The following is a 23946-nucleotide window of genomic DNA, read 5'->3' as shown; positions in this document are numbered from 1 at the left end:
AGCTTCCATGTCCCAGAATCCCTTTGTTTCCTACCGCCAGGCCCTGCTGGCGGAAATCCGCCAGCACCGGCTCACCGCCTACAGCCTGTTGGCCACCCTGGTGGTAATGCTGGCACTGTTGCTGTTCAACAGCCTGTCGGCCATCGGCTCCTGGCAGGACCCTCGCCTGCAGCACGCCATCGGCGGCGGCCTGGGCGGGTTCGGCTCCACTGCCGTAGGCGCCTTGCTGGCCCTGTTGCTGGGCCGGCTCAGCACCCGCTCCGAAGATACCCTGCTCGGCTTTGCCGCCGGCATGATGCTGGCGGCCAGTGCCTTCGCCCTGATCCTGCCCGGCATAGAGGCGGGCCAGCGGCTGACCGGCAGCCCGGTGGGCAGCCTCGCTCTGGTGTTGCTGGGTCTGGCGCTGGGCGTGGCGCTGATGCTGGGGCTGGATCGCTTTACTCCCCACGAGCACATGGAAACCGGCCCCTGCGGCCCCGACTGCGAGCGGATCAGCCGGGTCTGGCTGTTTGTGCTGGCCATTGCCCTGCACAATTTGCCCGAGGGCATGGCCATCGGCGTCAGTTTCGCCGACGGCGACAACGCCGTGGGCATTCCGCTCACCGCCGCCATCCTGCTGCAAAACGTGCCCGAAGGCCTGGCCGTTACCCTGGCATTGCGCACCACAGGGCTGGGGGCCCTGCCCGCCGCCCTGACCGCCGCCGCCACCGGATTGATGGAGCCCCTGGGCGCCATGCTCGGCATCGGCGTGGCCGCCGGCCTGCCGCTGGCCTATCCGGTGGGCCTGGGGCTGGCGGCGGGAGCCATGATTTTTGTGGTCTCCCACGAGGTGATCCCCGAAACCCACCGCAACGGCCACCAGACCGCCGCCACCCTGGGCCTGATGGGCGGTTTTGCCTTGATGCTGGTCATGGACACCCTGCTGGGTTGAGGAAGTAAGGCGGGCCAGGCAGGCCCGCCTTACGGGGGATTAGTGCAGCTTGAGGCGCGGGCGCAGGTAGCGGTTGATCTGCCCCACCAGCATCATCAGGCCGGTGCGGGTATAGCCGTGCAGCGCCACCTGGTGCATGCGATAGAGGGAAATGTACACGGTGCGGGCAATGCGCCCTTCCACCATCATGGAGCCGCGCATCAGGTTGCCCATCAGCGAGCCGACGGTGGAGTAGCGGCTCAGGTTCACCAGCGAGCCGTGGTCCTTGTACACATAGGGCCTGAGCGGCTTGTTGCCCAGGCTGGCGAGGATGTTTTCATAGGCCAGGCTCGCCATCTGGTGGGCCGACTGGGCCCGGGGCGGCACCGGCTTGCCGTTGTCCTGCAGGCAGAAGGCGCAGTCGCCAATCACGAAAATGGCGTCGTCGCGGGTGGTTTGCAGGGTGCTTTTCACCGCCAGCTGGTTGATGCGGTTGGTTTCCAGCCCGGCAATGTCCTTCATAAAGTCCGGCGCCTTGATGCCGGCGGCCCATACCATCAGGTTGGCGGGGATCAGTTCGCCTTCCTTGGTTTTCAGCCCCTGGTCGGTGGCCTCCACTATCATGGTGTTGACGCGCACGTCCACGCCCAGCTCGCGCAGCTCCTTGTGGGCCATGGCGGAAATCCGCTCGGGCAGCGCCGGCAGTATGCGCGGGCCGGCTTCCACCAGGGTCAGCCGCAGGCAGTCCCGGTTGAGCTTTTTAAAGCCGTAGGCCGCCAGGTGTTCCACCGCGTTGTACAGCTCCGCCGACAGCTCCACCCCGGTGGCGCCGCCGCCGACGATGGCGATGTCCACCTTTTCGTCCACGGTGTCGCTCTCGGCGTACTGCAAAAAGCGGTTCATCAGCTCGTCGTGGAAGCGCTCGGCCTGCTGGGGGCTGTCGAGGAAGATGCAGTGCTCCCGCACGCCCTGGGTGCCGAAGTCGTTGGACACCGAGCCGATGGCCAGCACCAGCATGTCGTATTTAAGGTAGCGCTCGCCCACCATGGGCTGGCCCCTGTCGTCGAGCAGGGGGGCCAGGGTGATGGTTTTGGCTTCCCGGTCGATGCCGGTGAGGGTGCCCAGATGAAAGCTGAAGCCGTGGTTGTGGGCCTGGGAGCGGTAGCTCAGGCCGTCGATGCCCGGATCCATGGCGCCGGTGGCCACTTCGTGCAGCAGGGGTTTCCACAGGTGGGTCCGGTTGCGATCCACCAGGATCACCTCCGCCTTGCCCTTGCGTCCCAGTTGCCGTCCCAGCTTGGTCGCCAGTTCCAGTCCGCCGGCGCCGCCGCCGACCACGATAATCCTTGTCATATTCGACCTCATTCAAAGATAAAAAACCTGCGGCTATGGCGCCTCCATAGCGGCAGATTTTCTGCCCGGCGTCGCCCGGGCCAGGCGACGCCTATTGTAAAAGTCGTGATGATAATCACAACTTCATTTTCACATAAAAATAACCACCGGCTCAGTGCCAGCCCTGCCCGGCACCAATGCGGTGCAGCCGCTCGCTCGCCTCGCGCCAGCGGCGGCTGCCGTAAAGGTGGGCGGCGCCGGCGTTGTCGCGCTTGCGCAGGGGCGCCAGATCCCGCTGCAGATCATGGGGCAGGCTGTCGATGATGCTCACCGCCCCGGCCCTGTGGTTGCAGGCCAGCAGCAGGTCGCAGCCCGCCGCCAGCGCCTGCCGGGCCCGCTCGGGATAGTCTCCGGCCACCGCCGCCCCTTCCATGGTCAGGTCGTCGCTGAACACCAGGCCGCCAAAACCCAGCCGCTCGCGCAACACCCGCTTCAGCCAAAATTCGGAAAATCCCGCCGGCCGCTCGTCCACCCGGGAATAGATCACATGGGCCGGCATCAGGCCCTGCACCAATCCGGCCTTGATCAGCTCGCGAAAGGGCACCAGGTCGGCCTGCTCGATCTCGGCATAGTCCCGCGTATCCACCGGGCTTTCCTTGTGGGAGTCGGCGCGCACGCTGCCGTGGCCGGGAAAATGCTTGGCCACCGCCGCCATGCCCGCCGCCTTCATGCCGCCGATATAGGCGCCGGCCCTCGCTATCACCTGTGCGGGGTCGGTGCCGAAGCTGCGATCCCCTATCACCTCGCTGCCCCGTTCCAGATCGAGCACGGGCGCAAAGCTGAGATCGATGTCGTGGGCCAGCAGCTCGGCCGCCATCAGCCAGCCGGCGTCTTCCAGCAGGGAGGGCAGCTCGGGATGATCCAGGCCCGCCAGCCGGCCCGGCGCCGGCAGCGGGAAAAAGCCCTCGCGAAAACGCTGCACCCGGCCGCCTTCGTGATCCACCGTCAGCAGCAGGCCCGGCCTGGCCTGGCGCACCGCCTGTACCAGGGCCGTCAGTTGGCGGCGATCGTGGTAGTTGCGGCTGAAAAAAATCACCCCGCCCACGGCCGGATGGGCCAGCAGCTCGCGCTCTTCCGCATCCAGTTCGCAGCCGGCCAAATCGAGAATAAAGGGACCCATAATCGTTCGATACTCCACGGTCGCCAGCGCGACCCTTGCTTGTTCACAGGGAGGACAGACTCAGTGCCAGCCGCCGCCGGGCCTGTTCCAGCAGGCCGCCGTAGTCCGGCGTACCATGATATTGGTATTGCAGCGCCGCCCACAAGGCCGTGAGCAGGGCCACCCAGGGCAGCCGGGCCCGCAGCCGGTCGTCGTCCAGCACGCCGCCCGCCGCCCGATAGCAGGCCAGCATCCGTGCCCGACCCGCCCGGTCCAGCCCCCGGTCGTCGGCAATCACCGCCAGGTCGAAGGCCGGATCGCCCAGCCCGGCGTATTCCCAATCCAGCAGCCAGGGCCGCCCGCCCAGCAGGTTGCCGGCGGTCAGGTCGTGGTGGCAGGGCACCGGGCTGAAGGGCGGATTGAGCGCGGGAGCGGAAAACGCCGGCCACGCCTCGGCCAGCCAGCCGGGCACCGGTGCCAGCCGGTCCAGGTATCGGCCGGCATGGGCCGCCAGATCCAGCGGCGCCAGCCCGGCGGGCAAGCGGTGCAGGGCCGCCACCCTCGGCATCAGCGCCGCCAGCGGCCCCGGCGTGCGGCGCCAGTCCGGCTGATCCAGCCAGTCCAGCACCAGCACACCCGAGTCCGGGCAGGCAAACCGGATGGGCGGCGCCAAACCGGCCTCGGCTGCGGCACTGTGTGCCTGCAGCTCCCGCCGGCGGTCGATGCCGAGCGCCTCGGCCCGGGCACAACCCAGCCGCAGCCAGAAGCGGCCGTGGGTGTTGTCGAGCCGGAAACTGCGATTGGTGTGGCCGCCCGCCAGCGCCGTCAGCCGGCCGCGCCAGGCCTCGGGCAGGGCGGCCAGCAGTGGCTCAGCGTCCACTGACGCTGTCGGACCAGAGCACCTCGCCGCTGGCGAGCTCCATCAACTGGCCGCTCAGGCTGAACCCGGCACCGCCCCGGCTCAGGTTGCCGGACAGCAGGTAGGCGGCACCGCTTTGCTTGCCCAGGCGCACCAGCGAGGCCATGTCGGCCCGCCCGCCCTGGTAGGCCAGTTGCTGGCGCAGGCTGCTGACCTGGGCGCCGCCGACAAAGTTCAGGGAGCCGGCCAGGGCCGCCTGCAGGCGTTCGGTCAGGCCACGGGTGTCCACCGGGCTGCCCGCCTGGTTGCGGATATCGTCGAGCAGCACGGGGCCGTTGACCTCGGCCAGGGCCGGGCTGGCCCTGAGCCTGGCCGCCAGGCTGTCGGCCAGGCGTTCCAGATTGGCATTGCTGGCCTCGGGCAGCGGCGCCACCGGCGCCTCGGGCAATTCGATCACCGGCGGCGTCGGGGCCGGGGTGGCCGGCGGCGGCACCGGCGCGGGTGTAACCGGACGCACCGGCGCCGGCTGGGAGGAATAGGGATTGGGCAGGCTGCAGGCACTCAGTACCACAGCCGCCGTTGCCAGGGTGGCAAAACGGAATAGGGACATCGCGGTTTCCTCAGTGGGCCAGCAGGGGTCCGAGCGGCTGGCCGCCCAGCAGGTGCAGGTGGATGTGGTACACCTCCTGGCCACCGTGGCGGTTGCAGTTCATGATCAGGCGGTAGCCGTCCTCGGCGATGCCCGCGTCGGCAGCCAGCTTGCGCGCTACGGTGAACAGCCGGCCCAGGGCCTGCTCGTGTTCGGCTTCCACCTCGTTGACAGTGGGGATCAGCACGTTGGGCACGATCAGGATATGGGTGGGCGCCTTGGGAGAGATGTCGCGAAAGGCGGTGACCAGTTCGTCCTGGTACAGGATATCGGCGGGAATTTCCTTGCGGATGATTTTGCTGAAAATGGTCTCTTCTGCCATGGCCTGTCTCCTTGAGGTAAATCGCCGGGTCGCCTGTCGGCCCCGGACAAGATTCGCTATTATAGCCTTGTTAGCCGCCAAAGGAATGAAGTCACAATGAATAAACTATTGATTAAAAACGCAACCCTGGTCAACGAAGGCCGTGTCCAGGTGCAGGATGTGCTGATCGCGGGCGAGCGCATCGAGCAGATTGGCTTCGGCCTGTCCGCCCCCGCCGACGCCCGGGTGCTGGACGCCGCCGGCAAGCACCTGCTGCCGGGCATGATCGACGATCAGGTACATTTTCGCGAACCCGGCATGCCCGACAAGGGCAACATAGCGTCGGAATCCCGCGCCGCCGTGGCCGGGGGCACCACCAGCTTTATGGACATGCCCAACGTCAATCCGCAAACCACCACCCTGGAGGCGCTGGAAGCCAAGTTCAAGCTGGCCGAGGGCCGGGCCGCCGGCAACTACAGCTTCTACCTGGGCGGCACCAACGACAACCTGGAGCAAATCCAGCGCCTGCAGCCCAACCAGACCTGCGGCGTCAAGGTGTTCATGGGCGCTTCCACCGGCAATATGCTGGTCGACAGCGAAGCCGCCCTGGCCGGCATCTTCCGCGACAGTCCGGTGCTGATCGCCACCCACTGCGAAGACTCGCCCACCATCAAGCGCAACGAAGAGCTGGCCCGGGCCAAGTACGGCGACGCCGTGCCCTTTGGCGAGCACGGCCATATCCGCAGCGCCGAGGCCTGCTACCTGTCCTCTTCCCTGGCGGTGAGCCTGGCCAAGCGCTACCAGTCCAAGCTGCACGTGCTGCACCTCACCACCGCCCGGGAGATGAGCCACTTCACCGCCAGCCACTCCCTGGCCGAGCTGAAGGACAAGAACATCACCGCCGAAGTGTGCGTGCACCATCTGTTCTACAACGAGGCCGACTACGAGCGCCTGGGCGCCCAGATCAAGTGCAACCCGGCGATCAAGACCGCCGCCGACCAGCAGGCGCTGATCGACGCGGTCAACCAGGACATCATCGACATCATCGCCACCGACCACGCGCCCCACACCTGGGTCGACAAGCAAAACTCCTACTTCGGCGCGCCCTCGGGCCTGCCCCTGTGCCAGCACGCCCTGCCGATGCTGATGGAGTTCTACCACAAGGGCATCTTCAGCCTGGAGACCATAGTGCGCAAAACCTCCCACGCGGTGGCCGAGCGCTATCAGATAAAAGACAGGGGCTATATCCGCGAAGGCTATTTCGCCGATCTGGTGCTGTTCGACCTCAACGACCGCATGGCGGTCAGCAAGGACAACCTGCTCTACCACTGCGGCTGGTCGCCGCTCGAGGGCACCACCCTGAAGAGCCGGGTCGACACCACCCTGGTCAACGGCCACATCGCCTACCAGAACGGTGTGGTCAGCGAGCAGGCCTTCGGCCAGCGGATGCAATTTACCCGCTAGTGCGTAAATAGCAGGCAAACGCACCACAGTGGCCGGCACGGGTGTTGACAGCCTCCGGCCACTTCCCTAGAATCCGTCCCCGTCGACACAACGACGATTTCGGCGTGTAGCGCAGCCTGGTAGCGCACTGTCATGGGGTGTCAGGGGTCGGAGGTTCAAATCCTCTCACGCCGACCAAATCATCCTGAAAAGCCCACCGCAAGGTGGGCTTTTTGCTTTCCGGCCTTCTCTGTCTGGCCACGTTCAATGGACCATCCCAACCCGGAGCGCAGGCGGCCCGCCTGCATTCCCGCGAAGCGGGACCCCCGGGCCCGGCACCACCGCCAGACCACAGGCGCAACACCCCATGCGGGCGAGCCGCCCGCGCCCCAAAGGCTCCTTGCAATGCCACCACCCGGAGCGCCCGCGCGCCAAAGGCTTCTTGCAACACCCCTCCCCGGCGTCCCGTACTACACTTTAGGGGCTCAACCACACGGGAGGACCCCATGGCCAGATACAGCGAAGCCACCAAGGATGCCTGGGACGAACTGCAGGAAAAACGGGCAAAACTGAAAGCCGCCAGCGAGCGCTACGATCACCGGGTACAACAGTTCCGGGAAGACGCCTGCTCCCTGGAGGCCGTCACCCAGGCCTTCGACGACAAACAACAGGCCAGCCAGGAGCATGCCGAGGCTTTCCACCGGCTGTTCAAGGCATAAACGTCCGCTAACGTAAGGTAGTCCGCCTTACGTTAGCGTTTTCCCCGGCGCCAGCCGCTGTCACACCGCCGCCGAAACGGATTCAGATAATACCGTTATCGTATAAAATGCAGCTGTACCCTCCCTTATTCTCACAGAGGCAACATCATGGCAGGATTCCGGAAAAAATCGCTGGCCCTGGTACTGGCCGGCGTCATCACCACCCAGCTGGCCGCCTGCGGCACCGTCTTCTACCCCGAGCGCAAGGGCCAGATCAGCGGCCGTATCGACCCCGTAGTGGCCATTGCCAACGGTATCGGCCTGCTGTTTTTCATCGTGCCCGGGGTAGTGGCCTTTGCCGTCGATTTCTCCAACGGCACCATCTACCTGCCCGGCGGCCGGGCCGAACAGCATCCCGACCTCAACCCAGACACCCTTAACGCGCACCTCTACGCCGCCACCGGCACCCGGGTAGACTGGCAGCAGGACGAGGTGCTGGTCGAGCAGCTCCACTCCGTCGACGAAGCCCGGCTGCTGGTCGCCTCCCTGTCCCGTAGCGGCGATTACGCCTCGCGCTGAGCGCGGCTGCGCCAGTGAACCCTGGTCGGCACCACGTGGGCGGCCTGGACCGGGGTTTCCCCCTGCAACAGCAGGCTGCACAGTTCGAAGGCCGCCCCCGCCAGGGCCTCGCAGTCCTGGGCCACCGCATCCACCGCTATCGGCAGGCAGTCGAGCAGCTCGTGATCGTCGAAGGTGCCGAGCCGGATGGGCTCGGCCAGCAAATGATGCTCGTTGAGGTAGCGCAGCACCCCCTCGAGCAGGGTAAAGGAAGCGGTAAACAGGGCCCCGGGCAGCCGGCCCAGCTCCCGGTGCAGCTGCTCCATCATGCAATACCCCGACACCGGGCGATAGTCCGCCATCCAGATCCACTCCGGCCTGGCTTCGATCCCGGCCCGCTGCAGACCCAGCTCGTAGCCCGCCAGGCGGTGGCGGCTGGGCGACAGCGCCAGCTGTCCGCCCAGGAAATACACCGCCTCCTGCCCCAGGGCCATGGACTGCACCAGCTCCGCCGTGGCCCGGCAGGCGTCGGAGATCACCAGCGGCAGGGTCGACTGGCCGATATGGCGATCGAGCTGGATCACCGGCAGCCGCTCGGTCAACTGGCGATAGGCGGCGTCGTCGCTGGCGCTGGAGGCCACGATCAGGGCGTCCACCTGGCGCTGGACCAGCCCCGCCACCACCTGTTGTTCCAGTTCGGGATCGTCGTCGGAACAGGCGATCAGCAGTTGCAGCCCGGCCTGCCGGCAACGGGATTCCAGCGACTTGGCGATGCTGGCAAAGCCGAAGTTGGTGAGATCGGGGATCACCAGCCCCAGGGTATGGCTGCGGCGGGAGCCCAGGGCGCGGGCATGGAGGTTGGGCTGGTACTGGTAGCGCCTGGCCACCGCCATCACCCGTTCGCGGGTTTCGTCGGCAATGCGGTACTGGCCGGCCTTGCCGTTCATCACCAGGCTGGCGGTGGCCTTGGACACGCCGGCCAGCTCCGCCAGCCGGGCGATGGTCAGTTTCTTTTTATCCACGGGCTTGTCGTTATGTCGGCTGTTGCGGTCATTCTACCCAAGCCGAGCCCAGAGGCCAGTAACAAAAGCGGATTTCTCCCGCCCCGCCCCAGCGGATCTCGGGATTGGCCCCCGGGAAATAACGGGCCGACATCGTCGCCTCCCCGCCGTTGATAAAGAGTTCGATGCTGGAGCTGTCGAGCAGCAGCCGCAGATCCGACACCTGTCCGCGCCAGCGCCGGCTTTCCCATTCGCCGCTGCGCCAGTTCAGCCGCCGGAGCTCCAGGCCGTCGGCGTTCAGCGTCAGCACCGCCGCCTGCCCCAGGTAGATCCGCACCTCGCCGCTGACGTCGAGTTCCAGCTCGGCCCGGCCGCCCTGCAGCCGGGGCGCCTGCACCGCCAGTCCCTGCCAGCGGAGCACCTCGCCGCGCAGGGCGGCCAGCTCGGGCACCGGATTCTGGTACAGGTGGCCCTGGCGCCAACTCAACACCCGCGGGCAACTGAGCTGGTTCATCCAGCCATAGTCCCGGGTCGGCTGGGCCGGCTCGTTGTCGTCGGGCAGGCCGAGCCAGCCGATCAGCAGGCGCCGGCCCTGGTCGTCCAGGGTGGTCTGCGGGGCATAGAATTCGAAGCCCAGATCCAGCTCGTGGAAGTCGCCGTGGGCCAGGCGGCCGCTGTGCCAGTCCAGCTCGCCGGCCAGCCAGCCGCACTGGTACAGGTTCTGGTAGCGCTCGGCCTCGGCCGGCAGGCCCTGGGGGCAGCAAATCAACACCTGGCGTCCGCCGAGTTCGAACAGATCCGGGCATTCCCACATATAGCCGAACTCGCCGATATTCCCCTCACCGCTGCCGGCCAGCACCCCGGTTTGCTGCCAGTGGTGCAGATCTGGGCTCCGGTAGAGCAGCACCTTGCCCTGGCCGTCTTCGCTCTGGGCCGCCAGCACCATCCACCAGCGCCCGTCGTGCCACCATACCTTGGGGTCCCGCACATGGCCGCTATAGCCCTCGGGCAGATCCAGCACCGGGCCCAGCTTTTCAAACTCACCGAATTCCCGCTCCACCGCCAGGCACTGGAAGGCGGTGCGCCGTTCCCGGTCGTATTTGACGTTGCCGGTGTAGATCAGGGTCAGCTCGCCGTTGTTGTCCACCGCCGAGCCGGAGTAGCAGCCGTTGCGCTCGTAGTCCTCGGTGGGGGCCAAGGCCAGGCCCAGGTGTTGCCAGTGCACCAGGTCGTCCGACACCAGCTGGCCCCAGGTCTTGGCGCCGTGGGCGCAGGCCAGCGGGTTCCATTGGTAGAACAGCCGGTAGCGGCCGTCGAACTGGATAAAGCCGTTGGGATCGTTGAGCAGGCCCACCGGGGCGGCGATATGCCAACCGGGCCGATGGGGATCCCCCTCGGCCCGGTTCAGCCCCCCAAGCAAGGCCTCGCTCAGCCTGTTCAGCCACTGCTGTTCGGTCATTGCCATATCTCCTCTCAACTTGATGACCAGCCCGCTCCTCGCTCCTGTAGCCGGCGCTTTAGCTGCCGGGAAACGCAACGGCGGGCCCGCAGGCCCCGCCGTTTATCGCCTTGCGCCACGTAAACGGGCGCCTACGGACTATGGGAAGAGCCGGCACGAAACCTTGTCGGCCACCCGACTTTCTCAGTCCAGCTTGTACTTCAGCAGGGTGGAGGCGGTGAAGGCCGCGCCGAAGGCGATGACCATGCCGATGCCGTAGTTCAGCAGCGAGGCTGGCTGCACTATGGCCAGGCCCGGCAGGCCGGTCAGGCCCACGGCGGTCATGCCCACCTTGGAGGCCACCACGTAGGCGCCGCCCAGGGCGCCGCCGAACAGGCCGGCCAGGAAGGGCTTGCCGTAGCGCAGGTTGACCCCGAAGATGGCCGCTTCGGTGATGCCCAGCAGGCAGGAGGCACCGGCCGGCACCGTGATGGCCTTGAGCTTGGCGTCCTTGGTCTTGAAATACACCGCCAGGCAGGCGCCGCCCTGAGCCACGTTGGACATGGCCCAGATCGGCAGCAGGAAGTTGACGGCGATGGCCGGGTTGGTCAGCAGCCCGGTTTCGATGGCGTGGAAGCTGTGGTGGATGCCGGTGATCACGATGGCCGAATAGGTGCCGCCGAACACCAGGCCCGCCAGCCAGCCGGCGTGATCATAGAGGGTGCTGAGCACGAGCGAGATGCCGTCACCCAGGCCGCGGCCGAGGGGCCCCACAAACAGCAGGGCCACGAAGCCGGCGATCAGCAGGGTGAGGAAGGGGGTGACGATCAGATCCAGGGCGTTGGGCACCACCTTGCGCAGGCGTTTTTCCACCTGGCTCATCACCCACACCGCCAGCAGCATGGGAAACACGGTGCCCTGGTAGCCGACCATGCCCACTTCCAACCCCATGAATTCCATGGTCTTGAAGCCGTCGGCCACGGTCCAGGCGTTGGTCAGGGCCGGATGGGTGAGGATGCCGCCCAGGGTGGCGCCCAGGTAGGGGTTGCCGCCGAACTCGCGGGCGGCGGTAAAGCCGATCAGCACCGGCAGTATGATAAAGGCGGCCGAGCTGAACATGTCGAGCATGATGAACAGGGCGCTGTCGGGGGACACCCAGCCGTAGGAGCGCACCATGCCGAGCAGGCCCATCAGCAAACCGGCGGAGACGATGGCCGGGATGATGGGCACGAAAATATTGGACAGGGTCCGGGCCAGGCGCTGGGCCGGATTGAGTTTGGCGGCGGCCGCGTCCACCAGCTCCGCCTTGCTGGTTTCACCCAGGCCGGCGACCTTGGTGAACTCCGCGTACACCTTGTTGACCAGGCCAGTGCCAAAGATCACCTGCAGCTGGCCGGCGTTGGCGAAGCAGCCCTTCACCCCCTCCAGCTCCTGGATGGCGCCCTTGTCGACCAGGCTGTCGTCGCTCAGCACCAGCCGCAGCCGGGTGGCGCAATGGGCGGCACTGACGAGGTTTTCCTTACCGCCCAGCAATGGCAGCAGTCCTTTGGCAATGGCTTCAATATTCATAACAGCGAGTTCCCATTACAAAAACAAGGATGGGGACGATCGCCGTCCCCATAAAGATTAGAACACGTACTTAAAGCGCACCCGGGCTCCGTAGCGGTCGGTGGCGACGGTGGACTCTTCCACATCAAAGTCGGACCAGTAGGCGCCGAGCAGGATGCCGAAGTTGTCCAGATCCAGCACGTTGTCGAACCGGTAGGAGGTATAGACGGTGTTGCTCTTCTGGGTGCCTTCGAGGTACTCGTAGCCGGCGGCGGCCTCGTCTATCTTGTTGCGGCCGTAGATATAGCCCAGGCCGAACTTGTCGAACAGCACGTTGGCGCCCAGGGTCAGGTTCTCTTCGTTCAGCGCATCCAGATAGGCGGCGTTGAGGTTGGCCTTGATCAGGCCGGACTGCCAACCGAAGGTGGTGCCGTAACCGGTGCGGCGGGCCACCTTGCGGCCTTCGGCGTCGATGATGGCGTCTTCCACCAGGTTGTGCTCGGCGCCCAGCGCCCAGCTGAAGTCGCCGGCCTGCCAGCGCAGCGCCGGCCGCACCACGATGGAGTCCTTCTCCTTGGTCAGTTCATGGCCGTGGTAACGGCGGGCGCCGTCGACCACGTTGAACAGGTCGCTGCGATCGCCGAACAGGGTGGCCAGCTCCAGGTAAACATCGCCCAGCTGGCGGCTGACCATGACGTGACCGGCGTCGCCGGCGCGGCCGCGGGCTTCCTTGGCCATGTACAGGTAGGCGGAGCCGTCGGTGTAAAGGCCGGAGGAGGTATCGCCGGAGTGCTCCACGAACACGTCCTGGCCCAGGGGGAACAAGTCCAGCGCTTCGAAGCGGCCGATCTTCATCTCGCCCACGTCGCTGCGGCCGAAGGCAAACCAGGCGTCATCCGAGCCCACACCGCCGCTGCTGCCCAGGGTGGGCTGGGCCTTGAACTTGGCATAGGCGCCGGAGTCGGCGACCCGCTCCCCGGAGATGTCGAGCAGCAGCCGGCCGGTCTGATCCCAGCGGTCGTCACGGCCGTCGTTGCGGTAGAGGTTGCTGTCTTCCTGCTTGTTGGCGACGTTGATGTCGAATTCCACATCGCCGCCCAAGCTCAGGCGGCCCTTGTTGCCTTCCCAGGTCACTTCGGCATTGGCGGTGGCCGCGGTCCCTGCCACCAGTAAACCCAACAGTAATGCTTTCCTTGTCATTTTCTTCTCCTGCAATTAAACGGGAGTGAGGTTGTGGGCGATAAAGGCTTCCATCGCCGCCGTGTCCGGCAGGGCCGCCATGGCACCCAGTCGTAGGCAACACTGGGCGCCACAGGCCTGGGCCTGGGTCAGTACGGTGGCAAATTGCGCCTTATCGGCTTGGGGGTAGGTGGCCAGGCCCGCCAGCAGGCCGGCCATAAAGGCATCTCCCGCCCCCGTGGTGTCGACAGCTTCCACCGCGAAGGCGGGCTGCCACAGTCGCTCCCCCTTGAGGGAGGCCAGTACACCTTCTGCGCCCAGGGAAATAAGCACAAAAGGCAACCGGTATTCGTTTTCCAGGGCCGTCATGGCCAGGTTGGGATCGGCGTGGCCGGTGAGCAGTTCGGCTTCCTCGCCGGACAGCTTGAGCAGGTCCACTTCCGGAATAATGCGTTCCAGCGAGGCCTTGAGGCTGGCTTCATCCGGCCAGCGGCTCAGGCGGATATTGGCATCGAAGCTGACAAAGCCGCCGGCCTGACGGATACGGCGCACCGCCATCAGGGTGGTGCCCCGCGCCGGCTCGGCGGTCAGCGCCAGGGAGCAGAGGTGCAGCCAGTCGCCGGCCTTGAACTCGGGCAGGTCGGCCGGCGCCAGCAGTTGATCCGCCGACTGCTGGGCCAGGAAGAAGAAGCTGCGCTCGCCGCGGGCATCCAGCGCCACCAGGGTGGAGCTGGTGGGCAGCCGCGCATCCTGCCGTACCCAGGAGGTGGCGACGCCCTCCCGTGCCAGGGTGTCGATGATCATGTCGCCGAAGGGATCCTGGCCCAGACGGCCGACGAAGGCGGAGGCCCCGCCCAGCCGGCGGATGCCCACGGCCACGTTGGCCGGTGCTCCACCCACACAGGGCAGCAACTGGCCGCCTTCGGCCGGCAGCAAGTCCATCACACCATCACCCAGGCAATAAATCACAGACATCATTCTCTCCGCTCGTGCTTGATGGATGCACCATAGCTAAACCGATTTAGCCAAACAACGACTTCCAGCTAAAACGTTTCAGCTTTGTGATCCAGCTAAAAAAAGCGGGGGCAAAAAGTGCCAGATGAAGCTTTAAGAGACAAAAAACTAAGCTTTGCCCGGGCAGTCCGATATGGTTGCTGGGTCAGTACCTACTCGAGTGACGTGCAGGCGTTGCCGGCGTATCTCACGCAAAAAACACCCTGAAAGGAAGCCCGATGATTAAAGCCCCCATCTTTGCTGTTTCGCGACACGGTCGCGGCCGGACCTTAGGCCACCCTCTTGCCACCACCCCCGCTGTTTGAGGATATCTTCATGAATGCTTTACGTTTTATCGTCGATATGAGCGTACGTAAAAAGCTGATCTTCGGGTTCGGGGTGGTACTGCTGATCTCCCTGCTCAGCGCCTGGCTCAGTTACGGGCGGATGCAGACTATCCAGCACCTGATCGAACGCCTGGTGAAAGTCGATGAAATCGAGACCCTGGTGGTCGACGCCCGGATGAATGAAAAGAACTACCTGCTGCGCCATGACGAACAATATATCGGGCAGGCACTTGCCCTGACCCAGCAAGCGGCCGAGCTGAGCGAGGAAACCCGCAAGATACTGCGCTATCCCGAGATAGCGGCCCAGATCGGCAGCCTGCAGCAGTACCTCGGCAATTATCGGGACAGCCTGGCCAGCCTGCGCCAGCACCAGCAGAGCGCGATCGACGCCCAGCAGCAGCTGGAGAGCAGCGCCCGCCAGGCCATAGAGCGGTTCGAGGAACTGGAGTTCAGGCTGAGCAGCGAAGCCATCCGCCAGCTCAGGAGCATCGGCGAGACCAACGGCCTGCGGATGCTGGACGTGGCCGGCCAGGCCAATGTGCTGAGCAAGGCGGTACTCATGGTGCGCCAGGCGGAAAAGAACTACGTCAGCAACCGCAACCCGCTCTATGCCGACGAGGTGTTCAAGCAACTGCAGGATCTGGCGACCAAGGCCAATGTGCTCAAGAACAACTACCAGGGCCGCAACCTGAGCGAACGCCTCGGCGCCGATGCCGCCGCCGCCCTGATCGACGCCGCCCTGGCCGAGCTGGGCCGCTACCGGCAGAGCTTCGAGCGGTTGCAGCAGGGCTATAGCCAGTTGCTCGACACCGAAGACGGGATGACGGAGCATGCGCGCCAGATGATGGCTTCGGCCTCGAAAGCGGCGGAACTGCAGGTCGGCATACTGCAGCAAAACGGCGATGAAGCCCGGCTGATCATGCTGGTGTCCACCGGCATTGCCTTTGCCGCCGGCATCCTGATCGCCCTGCTGATCACCCAGAGCATAGTGGCGCCGCTGCACCAGGTGGTGGCGCTGTCCCGCACCATCGCCGCCGGCGACCTGTCCCGCAATATCCGAAGCGATCGCCGGGACGAGGTGGGCCAGCTGATGCAAGCCATGCAGCACATGACCGACAACCTGCGCGACCTGCTCACCCGGCTGACCTCGGGCATAGAGCAACTGGCCACCGCCACCGAGGAAATGTCCGCCGTCACCGAGCAGACCAGCGCCGGCGTGACCCAGCAGAAAATGGAAACCGAGCAGGTGGCCACCGCCATGAACCAGATGACCGCCACAGTGCTGGAAGTGGCCCGCAGCGCCGAGGCCGCCGCCGGTTCGGCGCTGGAAGCGGACGGCCAGGCCCGCCAGGGTGCCCAGGTGGTGCAGCAGGCCATTGCCCGCATCGAAAACCTGGCCGGCGCCATCGAGGAGTCCGCCGGGGCCATAGAGCGGCTGCGCCAGGACAGCGGCAATATCAATACCGTGCTCGACGTGATCAAGGGCATTGCCGAGCAGACCAACCTGCTGGCGCTCAATGCCGCCATCGAGGCGGCCCGGGCCGGCGAGGCCGGGCGAGGCTTTGCGGTGGTGGCGGACGAGGTGCGGGCACTGGCCAAGCGCACCCAGGAGTCGACGGTGGAAATCGAAGGCCTGATTGGCGCCCTCCAGCAAGGTGCCCAGGGCGCCGTGTCCACCATGGACACCAGCCGCCAGCTGGCCGACGGCACGGTAGAGGCGGCCCGCCAGGCGGGCAGCTCGCTGGACGAGATCAACCAGTCGGTATCCACCATCCAGCAGATGAGCCAGCAGATCGCCACCGCCGCCGAGGAGCAGACTTCGGTGGCCGAGGAAATCAACCGCAGCGTGTCCAACATCCGTGACGTCGCCGAACAGTCCGCCGCCGCCACCGAAGAAACCGCCGCCACCAGCGTCAGCCTGGCCCGCCTCGGCGGCGAGCTGCAGGAGCAGATTGCCCGCTTCAGGCTGGCCTGACGGGCGGGAAGCTGGAAGTTTTTCAGGAGCGCAGGCGGCCCGCCTGCCTTCGCGCGCAGCGCGAGCCTTCGGGTTGGCATAGCCCCCACGGGGTTAAAAAGGCTCGATGCCGCTCTTATGCGGGCGGGCCGCCCGCGCCCCAGGAGGTTTCCAGCTTCAGTAGGCTCCGCCGATGGCCGGGCGCAGGTTGTCGTAGAGGGGAATAACGTCGTTGAGTTCGGCCGGGCTCAGGCCGGCGTCCATCCGGGCCAGCCGCTGGCGGGCCCGCTCCATGCTGGGTTCGCGCAGCAGTACCACATTGGGATAAAGCCGCCGGGCCTCGGCCAGCAGGGCGGCGGCGCGCGCCGGCTCGCCCGCCGCCAGCAAGGCCAGGTAGCTGTTGTAATACAGCCCGGCCCTGGGGGTGTGGCCGACAAAACGCCGGGCCCAGCTCACATAGTCGAGCAGCGCCGCCCGGTCCCCCGCCAGCAGTGCCCGCTTCAGTTGCCAGTGGTGACGGTAAAAGGCCATGCGATCGTGCCAGATCAGGGGATTGACCACCCGGGCCAGGGCGGCGGCTTCGCGTCCCTGCTCCCGGGCATAGGCGGTCAGTTGCTGGGTGGCCACCAGGCCGGTGGCCATGAACAGCACCAGGCCAAGGCCCCAGGCCCGCACCGGCCAGCGGCTCCAGGCCGGCGGCGCCGGCAACAGCCGGCGCTGGCCGTATTCCGCGTCGATCACATAAATCAGCACCAGCACCATAAACCAGTGCGGCTGCGAGTGATAAAAGGGAAACTCGGTCTGGCTGTGGATGAAGATGGGCGTGAGGATGCCGACCCAGGCCAGGGCCCGGGCGAAGGGTACCCGGTGCAGCAGCCGCAGCACCAGCAGGCTGATCAGCAGCAGGCCGAGCAGGGGCGCCAGGCCGCCCTCTATGGCCCAGTACAGAAACTCGTTGTGGGGATGGCCCATTTCGGTGAACAGCGCCTCGGCCCCCGGGGTCTGCTCGCGCCAGTCGGCATAGGTCTGGTAAAACGCCGACTCGAAGCCGCCGTAACCGTAACCGGCCCAGGGATGATCCAGCCACATGCGCAGGCCGTGGGCGTAAATATCGAAACGCCCGTCGGCCTGGGTGTAGATGCTCAGGCTGCGCTTGCTCATTTCGAACACCTCCAGCCCGAACACCCCCACCAGGATGCCGAGGGGGATCAGCGCCAGGGTGGCCAGCAGCCGCTTGGAACGGGTTTGCGCCAGGGTCTGCCACACCAGCGGCAGCATCAGCGCCAGCCCCAGCAACAGACCGAGCTGGCCGGCCCTGGACTGCAGCAGCACCACCAGCATGGCGCCGGCGCCCAGTACGGCGGCAAACCAGCAGGACTTGAACAAAAAGGGCCGCCAGGGCGACTTGGCCTCGTTCAGCCACAGATACACCGCCAGTATCATGCCGGTCACGATAAAACTGGCCATGACGTTGCGGTGCTGGAAAATGCCGTAGGGCGAGCGCACCTCGGTGTTGTAGCCAAAGGGGTTGCCCGGCTCGAGCACAAAGAACTGGGCCAGGCCGAACAGCATCTCCACGCTCACCGCCAGCAGCAGGCAATACAGCAGGTAGCGCCGTCCCCGGCCGTTGAAACGGCATTGTTGCAACGCCAGGTAGAACAGCAGGCCGCCGGCCAGGCCCAGCATGCGCGGCAGCGCCTGGCCGGCCACCGAGTTGTTGTGCCAGTAGAAAAAGGGCAGCCACAGCAGGGCGCTGGCGGCCACCACCCCCAGCCAGAAGCGGCTGGTCAGCAGCCGCCGGCGGTGCCAGTGCCAGAGCCCGAGCGTGGTCATCAGCCCCACCCAGAGCCAGCCGGCCACGTTGAACGGCAGTTGCAGGCCGATGCCGAACAGGTGGGGCAGATAGAGATGCATGCCGAACAGGGCGTAGCCGGCCACGCAGACCAGCATGACCCTGGCCAGGCGCTCCTGTTGCAGCAATTGCATGGACATCATGATAGGACGGAAACTCGCAGGCCGGGGCTCATCGACAGACCCCTACTTTACCAGCACAGCCCGGGGGGCGGAAAGCGGGCCGCCCCCCGGGCCGTTGTTTTCCGTCGCATCGGCGCGCCGGCCGGTTAAAATTCGAACCGGTAGAACAGATCGATGGCCTGGTTCAGGCCGCTGGCCGCCTGCAGATACAGCCGGGGCAGCAGCTCATAGCGCAGGCGCAGCTCGCCGATGGCCGAGAAAACCCCCACCCCGTAGCCTATCTGCAGGCCGGGCAGCACATAGGCGCTGATATTGACCTCGGTGCTCTCGCCCGATCCCGCCGTGTCCAAAGACACATCCTGCAGCCCCAGCGCCTCGCCCACCCCGGTGACGATACCGCCCACCTGACCGACGCCGGCACCGATCAGCATGGACTGCACCAGGGCGTTGCCGTCGGTTTCGCCCCCTTCCATGCCCCGCCCCCGCAACAGCCAGGACAATTGCTCCACCTGCGGCATCTGGGGCTCGGAAAACACCTCCAGTGCCGGCTGGGTGGCGCTACCCGATACCCGCACCCCGGCCACTATGCTGCTGTCGGCCATGGTCGAGGGGTTGCGGATGGCCTCCACCCTGAGGTTGGGCTGATCCAGCGGTCCGCTGAACAGTATGCTGCCTTCGCGGATCAGCAGATTCTGGCCGTAGGCACGGAAGTTGCCGTCCACCAACCGGATTTCACCGTTGGCGCGCAGGCTCCGGCCCGGCGGCTGGACCAGGCGCATCTGCCCCTCGAGCCGGGTATTGAGGCCGAAGGCGGCCAGGCGCACGTCCTCCGCCAGCCGCACCTGCAGGCGGATATCGAGGGGCAGTGCCGGGCCGGTTTCCGGCACCAGGCCGGACGGCTGCACAATGACCACGTCGGCGGACTTGGAGACCGCGCTCTCGGGCAGCTCCTTGACCTCTATCCTGGCCCAGGGGATAAGTATTTCGCCCCGTACCCGGGCCTGCTCGCCGAGGGAAATCTGCAGATCCGGGCTGACCCGCACCCGGCCCATGCCCGGATAGCCCGCTTCCAGCTCGCTGCCCTGCAGGCGGATTTCGCCGCTCACCGGCAACTCGCGCCAGTCCAGCTCGCCGCTGATGTTGAGCGGCCCCTCGCCCACCCGGAGCCGGCCGTCCAGGGTGGCGCGGGTGCCGTCCACCGACAGCCGGGTACTGAAATCCCGCACCCGCACCACATCCGAATAGGTGTCCACCTCGCCGCCGGTGAGGCTGATGTCGCCGAACAGCAGGGGCGCGTCCAGGCTGCCCGCCAGCCGGGCCTGGCCGGCCAGGGTACCCTGCAGCCGGGCCACCTCCGGCAGCAAGGGTGCCAGCCAGTCCAGTTTGAGGTCGACGATGGACAGCTCGCCGGCCAGGGCCCGGCGGTCGTCCAGGTCATCCACCCGGGCGTCCAGCCGCAACCGGCCGAGCGGCGCCGAGTCAAACTCCAGCAGGCCGGTCAGGCGGTTGCCGGCCACCTCGCTGACCAGTTGCAGGGTGCGGTAGTCGAGCCGGGTGTCGCCGCTGACAAAAGTGCCCGGCGTGGTATTGATGCGGGCCTGCAACCGGGGCGGCGCGCCGGCCTGCCAGCGGGCGTCCACCCGGCCGCCGAGGATGGCCTCCCAGGCAAAATCCTCCGGCAGGAAGGGCGCCAGCCGGGCCAGATCCAGCTCGCGGATATCCACCCCGGCGCGTCCCTCGCCGCCCTCGCTGACCAGGTCGTCCAGGCACAGCGCCGCCTGGCCGGAACGCCAGCAGTGGGCCGAGACGGCAAGGCGCGCGCGGGCCTGGCGCCAGCTCAGGGCCACCGGCTGCTGCAGGGCCCAGCGCTCGAGCGGCGTGTCCAGGCTCGCCTGGGCCAGCCGGCCCTGCCAGCCCTGCTCGTCCCGCCGGCCGTCCAGTTGCAGCGCCAGCGCCAGGGGCTCGCCCTGGGCCGTCAGGCTGAGCCGGTGGGCCGCCTCGGTGCCGCCCGCATCGAGCCGCAGCGCGCTGAATTCCAGGCCGCCGGCCCTCAGGCTGTCCAGGCCCAGCGTCAGTTCGCCGGCGGGCGCCGGGCCCAGGGTCAGGTCGGCGTCGAGGGACAGGCCGTCGGCCCGGGTCTCGTTCATGCCGGCCCGGACCCCGCGCAGCCGGGCCTGGATAACGGGTGCCGCCCGCTCGCCGCCGACCCGCACCGTGCCGGCGATATCGCCGAACAGGCCGGGGGCATAAACCGACAAATCGGGGGCCTGCACCTCGCCCTCCAGTTGCCAGCGCTCGTCGATGCGGCCATTGACCCTGAGCCGGTTGTCGCCGTTGTGCAGCACCAGATCGTGGATATCGCCCCGCAGGTCCTGATCCAGCGCCACCCGGCCCTGCAGCAGCAGCGGATAGTCCCGCAGCCGGCCGCTGATGTCCGGCTCGGCCTGCAGTTGCCAGCGCTCGCCCGCCAGGGTAAAGCGGCTGTCGAGCCCGCCGTTGAGCCGGCCGTCCAGGCCCGCCACCAGGGCGCCGGGATCGACCTCGTCGAGGGTCAGCCGGCCCTGCCAGTCGATCCCCCCGGCCCAGCCCAGGCGGCCGTCCAGCCGCACTTCCCCCTGGGGCAAGGCCAGGGTCAGGGGCGCCAGCCGGGCCTGCTCCAGATCCCCCTCGGCCTCCAGCCGGATGGCAAAGGGCGGCAGTTCGGGGCCGGCGGCCTCGCTGTCCAGCCGCAGTCGGTAGCCGGCAAGGGAGCCGCTCAGGTCAAGCCGGCCCTGCTCCAGCCGCCATTCGGGCTCGGCCAGGGGCCAGCCGAGCCGTTGCCAGTTCAGTGCCAGGGTAAAGGGCAGATCCGTTTCCAGGGGCTTTGCCGTCAGGCTGGCGGCGGCATTGACCGGCCCGGCCAGGGTCAGTTCGGCCGCCAGATCCGCCAGGCTGTCTTGCAGCGTCAACCCCAGGCTCTGGCCTGCCAGTTGGCCCTCCAGCAAGGGTTCATGCAGGGTCGCCTCCAGCGCCAGATCCAGCGGATAATCGCCGCTTAGGGTCAGCTCTCCCGCCAGCCGGGCATCCAGCAGCTCGTGTTGCAGGGTGATATCGTGCAGCCGCAGTGCACTGTGCTCGCCCTCCAGCGCCAATTGCAGCAACGACAGCTCCCGGCTCACCCCGTCCTGGATCAGGCGGCTGTCGCTCAGCCGGAATTCCTGCAGGGTAATGGGAAACGGCAGTATCACCTCCGGCAGGCTGAGCGGCCCGGCCGGGGTTGCCGGAGCGGTATCGGGGGCCGCCCCGTCCTGGGCCGGCAGTAGGGTGATGGTCAGCCCGGCCATGCGCGGCCCGGTGATCACCATGCCGTCGTCGTCCCAGTGCGCGGCCACCGCCAGGCTCTGCCAGGCGATGGTCTGTCCGGGCAGTTCGATGCGCACCCGGTCGGCGCGGATGTCGTCCAGATCGATGCGCAGCGGCGGGGTCAGGTCGACCAGGGGTTCGCGCTCGGCGGATGCCTCCCCCTCGGGCAGGGAGCGGATGCTGACCTCAATGTCGGCTGCCTCCAGCCGGCGCAGCCAGAAACGGCCGTCGAACAGGGTGCCGAGCTGCCAGTCGATAGTGACGTCGCGGGCACTGAAGGCGAGCGAGTCCTGCTCGTAGCCCAGCTCGGCGAACTGCCAGCCGGTGCCCAATTGGCCCGCCACCAGGGTGCCGCTCAGGCCAGGCACCTGGCGCTTGGCGAGATCCCACAGCCACTGGTTGCCGGTGTGGGTGAACAACAGGCTGACCAGCACCATCAGCAGCAGGCAGAGGCCGACGAAGGTGCCGAGTCCGAGACGTTTCAACCAAATCATAATTCAGGCCCCAGGGTAAAATGCAGCCGCCAGGGGGTATCGTCCTCCGACACCCCGAAGGCCAGGTCCAGGCGAATGGAGCCCACCGGGGTCAGCCAGCGCACACCCACCCCGGTGCCCACCTTCCAGGCCTCGCTGTAGTCGTTGGTGGCGGTGCCGGTGTCGACAAAGGTCGCCAGCCGCCACTTGGGCGCCACCCGGTAGTCGTATTCCAGGCTCAGGGCGCTGGCGTACTTGGCCCCCAGCCGGTCGCCGTTGGCGTCGAGCGGGGTGATCGACTCATAGCCGAAGCCGCGCACGGTCAGATCGCCGCCGGTGAAAAAACGCAGCGAGGGCGGCAGGTCGTAGACCTCGTCGACCCAGACCGCGCCCTGCTCGGCGCGGGCGATCAGGCGGTGGTCGTCGGCCAGGGAGCGCAGCCACTTGCTGCGGCCCCAAAAGCGGACAAAGCGGGTATCCGATCCCCACCAGGGCTCCGAGAACTCCAGGGTCGCCAGTTGGGCATCGCCCCAATGGGGATCCAGGCCGCCGCGCACCCGGGTCCGGCTGTAGGAGATACCGGGGATCAGCAGGAAGCTGTCGTCTTCCTGCTGGCCCTGGGTATAGGATTCGTATTCGGAGCGGATAAAGACGTCCCGGGTCCAGTCATAGGCGTTCTTGTCCCAGCGGTGCACCGAGGCCACCAGCCGGTCGCTTTCGGTGTCGTCCTGATCCAGCCGCTGGTAGCCGCCCTGCAGGGTGTAGTAGTTGTCGAGCGGGTGGCCGCGGGGGATCTTGTAGACGAAGGTGATGTCCTGCTTGGGCGCCGACAGCTTGAGGCTGGTGTTGAAGCTGTGGCCCAGGCTGTTGATCCAGGGTTTTTCCCAGCTCACCGAGGTGCGCGGCCCCTCGTCGGTGGACATGCCCACCCCCAGCTCCACCTCGTTGTCGGCCTTGGCGCGCAGCACCACCGCCAGCGGCACCCGGTATTGCTCGTCCGCCTCGCCGACCTGGGGCAGGACCTCCACCTGGCGGAAATAGCGGGTCGACGACAGGGAGCGGCTCAGCTCGGCCAGGCGCGAGGCCAGGTAGGGTTCGCCCGGACGCAGGTCGACCAGGGGATTGAGCAGCCGCTCGACCGGCCGGTCCGAGTCGACCTTCAGCTCGCCGAAACGGTAGCGCGGGCCCGAGTCGAACGACAGCACCACGTCGGCGGCCCGCTCCCAGGGGTGGACCCGCACCTGGCTCTGGCGATAGCCGGCATCGAAATAGCCCCGGCTCAGGGCCAGGCTGAGCAGGCTGGCCTTGGCGCTTTCGTAGGTTTCGTGGTTGAGCACCTCGCCCTCGCGCAGGGCGAAGCCGTCGAGCAGCAGTTCAAACTGGGCATCGGCGGCGGCGTCGCCATGCAGCAGCACGTCCAGCTGGCGGATGCGTACCGGCTCGCCCGCGGCCACCTCCACCCGCACCTCGGTGGGCCGGTCCGGGTCCTGGACCAGGTTAACCTCGGGATCGTAGTAGCCGAGCGCCTGCAGGCTGTCTTCCACCGCGGCAATGATGTCGCGCCGAAAGCGGGGCAGTTGCTCCGCCTCTATCGCCGGCAACTGGTTGAGGTAGACCCGGGTGTTGTCCGCCAGCGTCCCCTCCAGCCCCGCCAGCCGCAGCCGGACCGGCTCGGCCCTGGCCTCCAGGCCGACGAACAGCATCAGCGCCAGTATTCCCCACCATTTTTTGCTCATAATACCATCCGCTCGTTGTGTTGCTGTTCGGCCAGAGACAGGCCCTTGGGCG

Annotated in this window: 18 protein-coding genes and 1 tRNA gene; 6 read left to right on the top strand and 13 right to left on the bottom strand. The window is 66.8% G+C overall.

Translation table 11 applies throughout. From position 1 onward, the window contains the following. The first annotated feature begins 7 nt into the window (after nt 1-7). Complete coding sequence (locus C7I36_RS03565) at nt 8-931, top strand: ZIP family metal transporter (protein WP_219899592.1); 924 nt, start codon at nt 8-10, stop codon at nt 929-931. 39 nt (nt 932-970) lie between these two features. Here the strand turns inward: C7I36_RS03565 and C7I36_RS03560 are convergent, their stop codons facing one another. From C7I36_RS03560 to hinT, 5 genes are all read right to left on the bottom strand, one after another. Then, a complete protein-coding gene (locus tag C7I36_RS03560) occupies nt 971-2263 on the bottom strand; it encodes an NAD(P)/FAD-dependent oxidoreductase (RefSeq protein ID WP_106452349.1) in 1293 nt (430 codons plus the stop codon). A gap of 151 nt (nt 2264-2414) precedes the next feature. Beyond that, nucleotides 2415-3422, bottom strand: coding sequence for a beta-N-acetylhexosaminidase (gene nagZ, locus C7I36_RS03555; RefSeq protein WP_106452348.1), 1008 nt, complete (start codon nt 3420-3422; stop codon nt 2415-2417). Between the two features lie 43 nt (nt 3423-3465). Continuing rightward, entirely contained in the window at nt 3466-4281 is an 816-nt protein-coding gene (locus tag C7I36_RS03550; protein ID WP_106452347.1) for a choline kinase family protein, read from the bottom strand. Beyond that, a complete protein-coding gene (locus tag C7I36_RS03545; RefSeq protein ID WP_106452346.1) occupies nt 4271-4870 on the bottom strand; it encodes a penicillin-binding protein activator LpoB in 600 nt (199 codons plus the stop codon). The genes C7I36_RS03550 and C7I36_RS03545 overlap by 11 nt, the downstream gene beginning before the upstream one ends. 10 nt (nt 4871-4880) lie before the next feature. Continuing rightward, nucleotides 4881-5231, bottom strand: coding sequence for a purine nucleoside phosphoramidase (hinT, locus tag C7I36_RS03540; RefSeq protein ID WP_106452345.1), 351 nt, complete (start codon nt 5229-5231; stop codon nt 4881-4883). A gap of 96 nt (nt 5232-5327) precedes the next feature. Between hinT and C7I36_RS03535 the strand changes: the two genes are divergently transcribed. The 4 genes from C7I36_RS03535 (at nt 5328) to C7I36_RS03520 (ending at nt 7930) form a co-directional block, all read left to right on the top strand. Continuing rightward, entirely contained in the window at nt 5328-6674 is a 1347-nt protein-coding gene (locus C7I36_RS03535) for a dihydroorotase (RefSeq protein WP_106452344.1), read from the top strand. 100 nt (nt 6675-6774) lie between these two features. Beyond that, nucleotides 6775-6851: transfer RNA gene (locus C7I36_RS03530), tRNA-Pro, on the top strand. A gap of 308 nt (nt 6852-7159) precedes the next feature. After that, the gene (locus tag C7I36_RS03525; protein ID WP_106452343.1) at nt 7160-7372 is read left to right on the top strand and encodes a hypothetical protein; all 213 of its coding nucleotides are present in this window, start codon (nt 7160-7162) and stop codon (nt 7370-7372) included. 147 nt (nt 7373-7519) lie between these two features. Then, nucleotides 7520-7930: a hypothetical protein gene (locus C7I36_RS03520; protein ID WP_106452342.1), complete on the top strand. Its 411-nt coding sequence runs from the start codon at nt 7520-7522 to the stop codon at nt 7928-7930. Here the strand turns inward: C7I36_RS03520 and C7I36_RS03515 are convergent. The 5 genes from C7I36_RS03515 to C7I36_RS03495 form a co-directional block, all read right to left on the bottom strand. Beyond that, on the bottom strand, nt 7915-8931 hold the full coding sequence (locus tag C7I36_RS03515) for a LacI family DNA-binding transcriptional regulator (protein WP_106452341.1): 1017 nt from the start codon (nt 8929-8931) through the stop codon (nt 7915-7917). The two genes, C7I36_RS03520 and C7I36_RS03515, sit on opposite strands and share 16 nt — an antisense overlap. 28 nt (nt 8932-8959) lie before the next feature. After that, nucleotides 8960-10369 carry a glycoside hydrolase family 32 protein gene (locus C7I36_RS03510; RefSeq protein WP_106452340.1) on the bottom strand — a complete coding sequence of 470 codons (1410 nt, stop codon included), beginning with the start codon at nt 10367-10369 and terminating at the stop codon, nt 8960-8962. A 183-nt stretch (nt 10370-10552) separates the two neighbouring features. Then, a complete protein-coding gene (locus C7I36_RS03505) occupies nt 10553-11917 on the bottom strand; it encodes a sucrose-specific PTS transporter subunit IIBC (protein WP_106452339.1) in 1365 nt (454 codons plus the stop codon). Between the two features lie 57 nt (nt 11918-11974). Further along, nucleotides 11975-13096 (bottom strand): carbohydrate porin, encoded by a 1122-nt coding sequence (locus C7I36_RS03500; RefSeq protein ID WP_096779547.1) that lies wholly within the window; start codon nt 13094-13096, stop codon nt 11975-11977. Nucleotides 13097-13111: 15 nt separating this feature from the next. After that, nucleotides 13112-14050, bottom strand: coding sequence for an aminoimidazole riboside kinase (locus C7I36_RS03495; protein ID WP_106452338.1), 939 nt, complete (start codon nt 14048-14050; stop codon nt 13112-13114). 354 nt (nt 14051-14404) lie between these two features. On the opposite strand from C7I36_RS03495, the gene C7I36_RS03490 reads away from it, so the two are divergent. Further along, the gene (locus tag C7I36_RS03490; RefSeq protein WP_106452337.1) at nt 14405-16390 is read left to right on the top strand and encodes a HAMP domain-containing methyl-accepting chemotaxis protein; all 1986 of its coding nucleotides are present in this window, start codon (nt 14405-14407) and stop codon (nt 16388-16390) included. A gap of 156 nt (nt 16391-16546) precedes the next feature. Here C7I36_RS03490 and C7I36_RS03485 read toward each other — a convergent pair whose 3' ends face one another. The 3 genes from C7I36_RS03485 to tamA form a co-directional block, all read right to left on the bottom strand. Beyond that, nucleotides 16547-18355: a PglL family O-oligosaccharyltransferase gene (locus C7I36_RS03485; protein WP_245880024.1), complete on the bottom strand. Its 1809-nt coding sequence runs from the start codon at nt 18353-18355 to the stop codon at nt 16547-16549. 134 nt (nt 18356-18489) lie between these two features. Continuing rightward, the gene (gene tamB, locus C7I36_RS03480; RefSeq protein WP_245880023.1) at nt 18490-22179 is read right to left on the bottom strand and encodes an autotransporter assembly complex protein TamB; all 3690 of its coding nucleotides are present in this window, start codon (nt 22177-22179) and stop codon (nt 18490-18492) included. Then, nucleotides 22176-23894 carry an autotransporter assembly complex protein TamA gene (gene tamA, locus C7I36_RS03475; RefSeq protein WP_106452335.1) on the bottom strand — a complete coding sequence of 573 codons (1719 nt, stop codon included), beginning with the start codon at nt 23892-23894 and terminating at the stop codon, nt 22176-22178. Before tamA ends, tamB begins: the two co-directional genes overlap by 4 nt. Nucleotides 23895-23946 lie beyond the last annotated feature (52 nt).

Source organism: Zobellella taiwanensis (assembly GCF_003012795.1).
Lineage (GTDB): Bacteria > Pseudomonadota > Gammaproteobacteria > Enterobacterales > Aeromonadaceae > Oceanimonas > Oceanimonas taiwanensis.
This window is presented reverse-complemented; position numbering and strand designations above follow the sequence as displayed.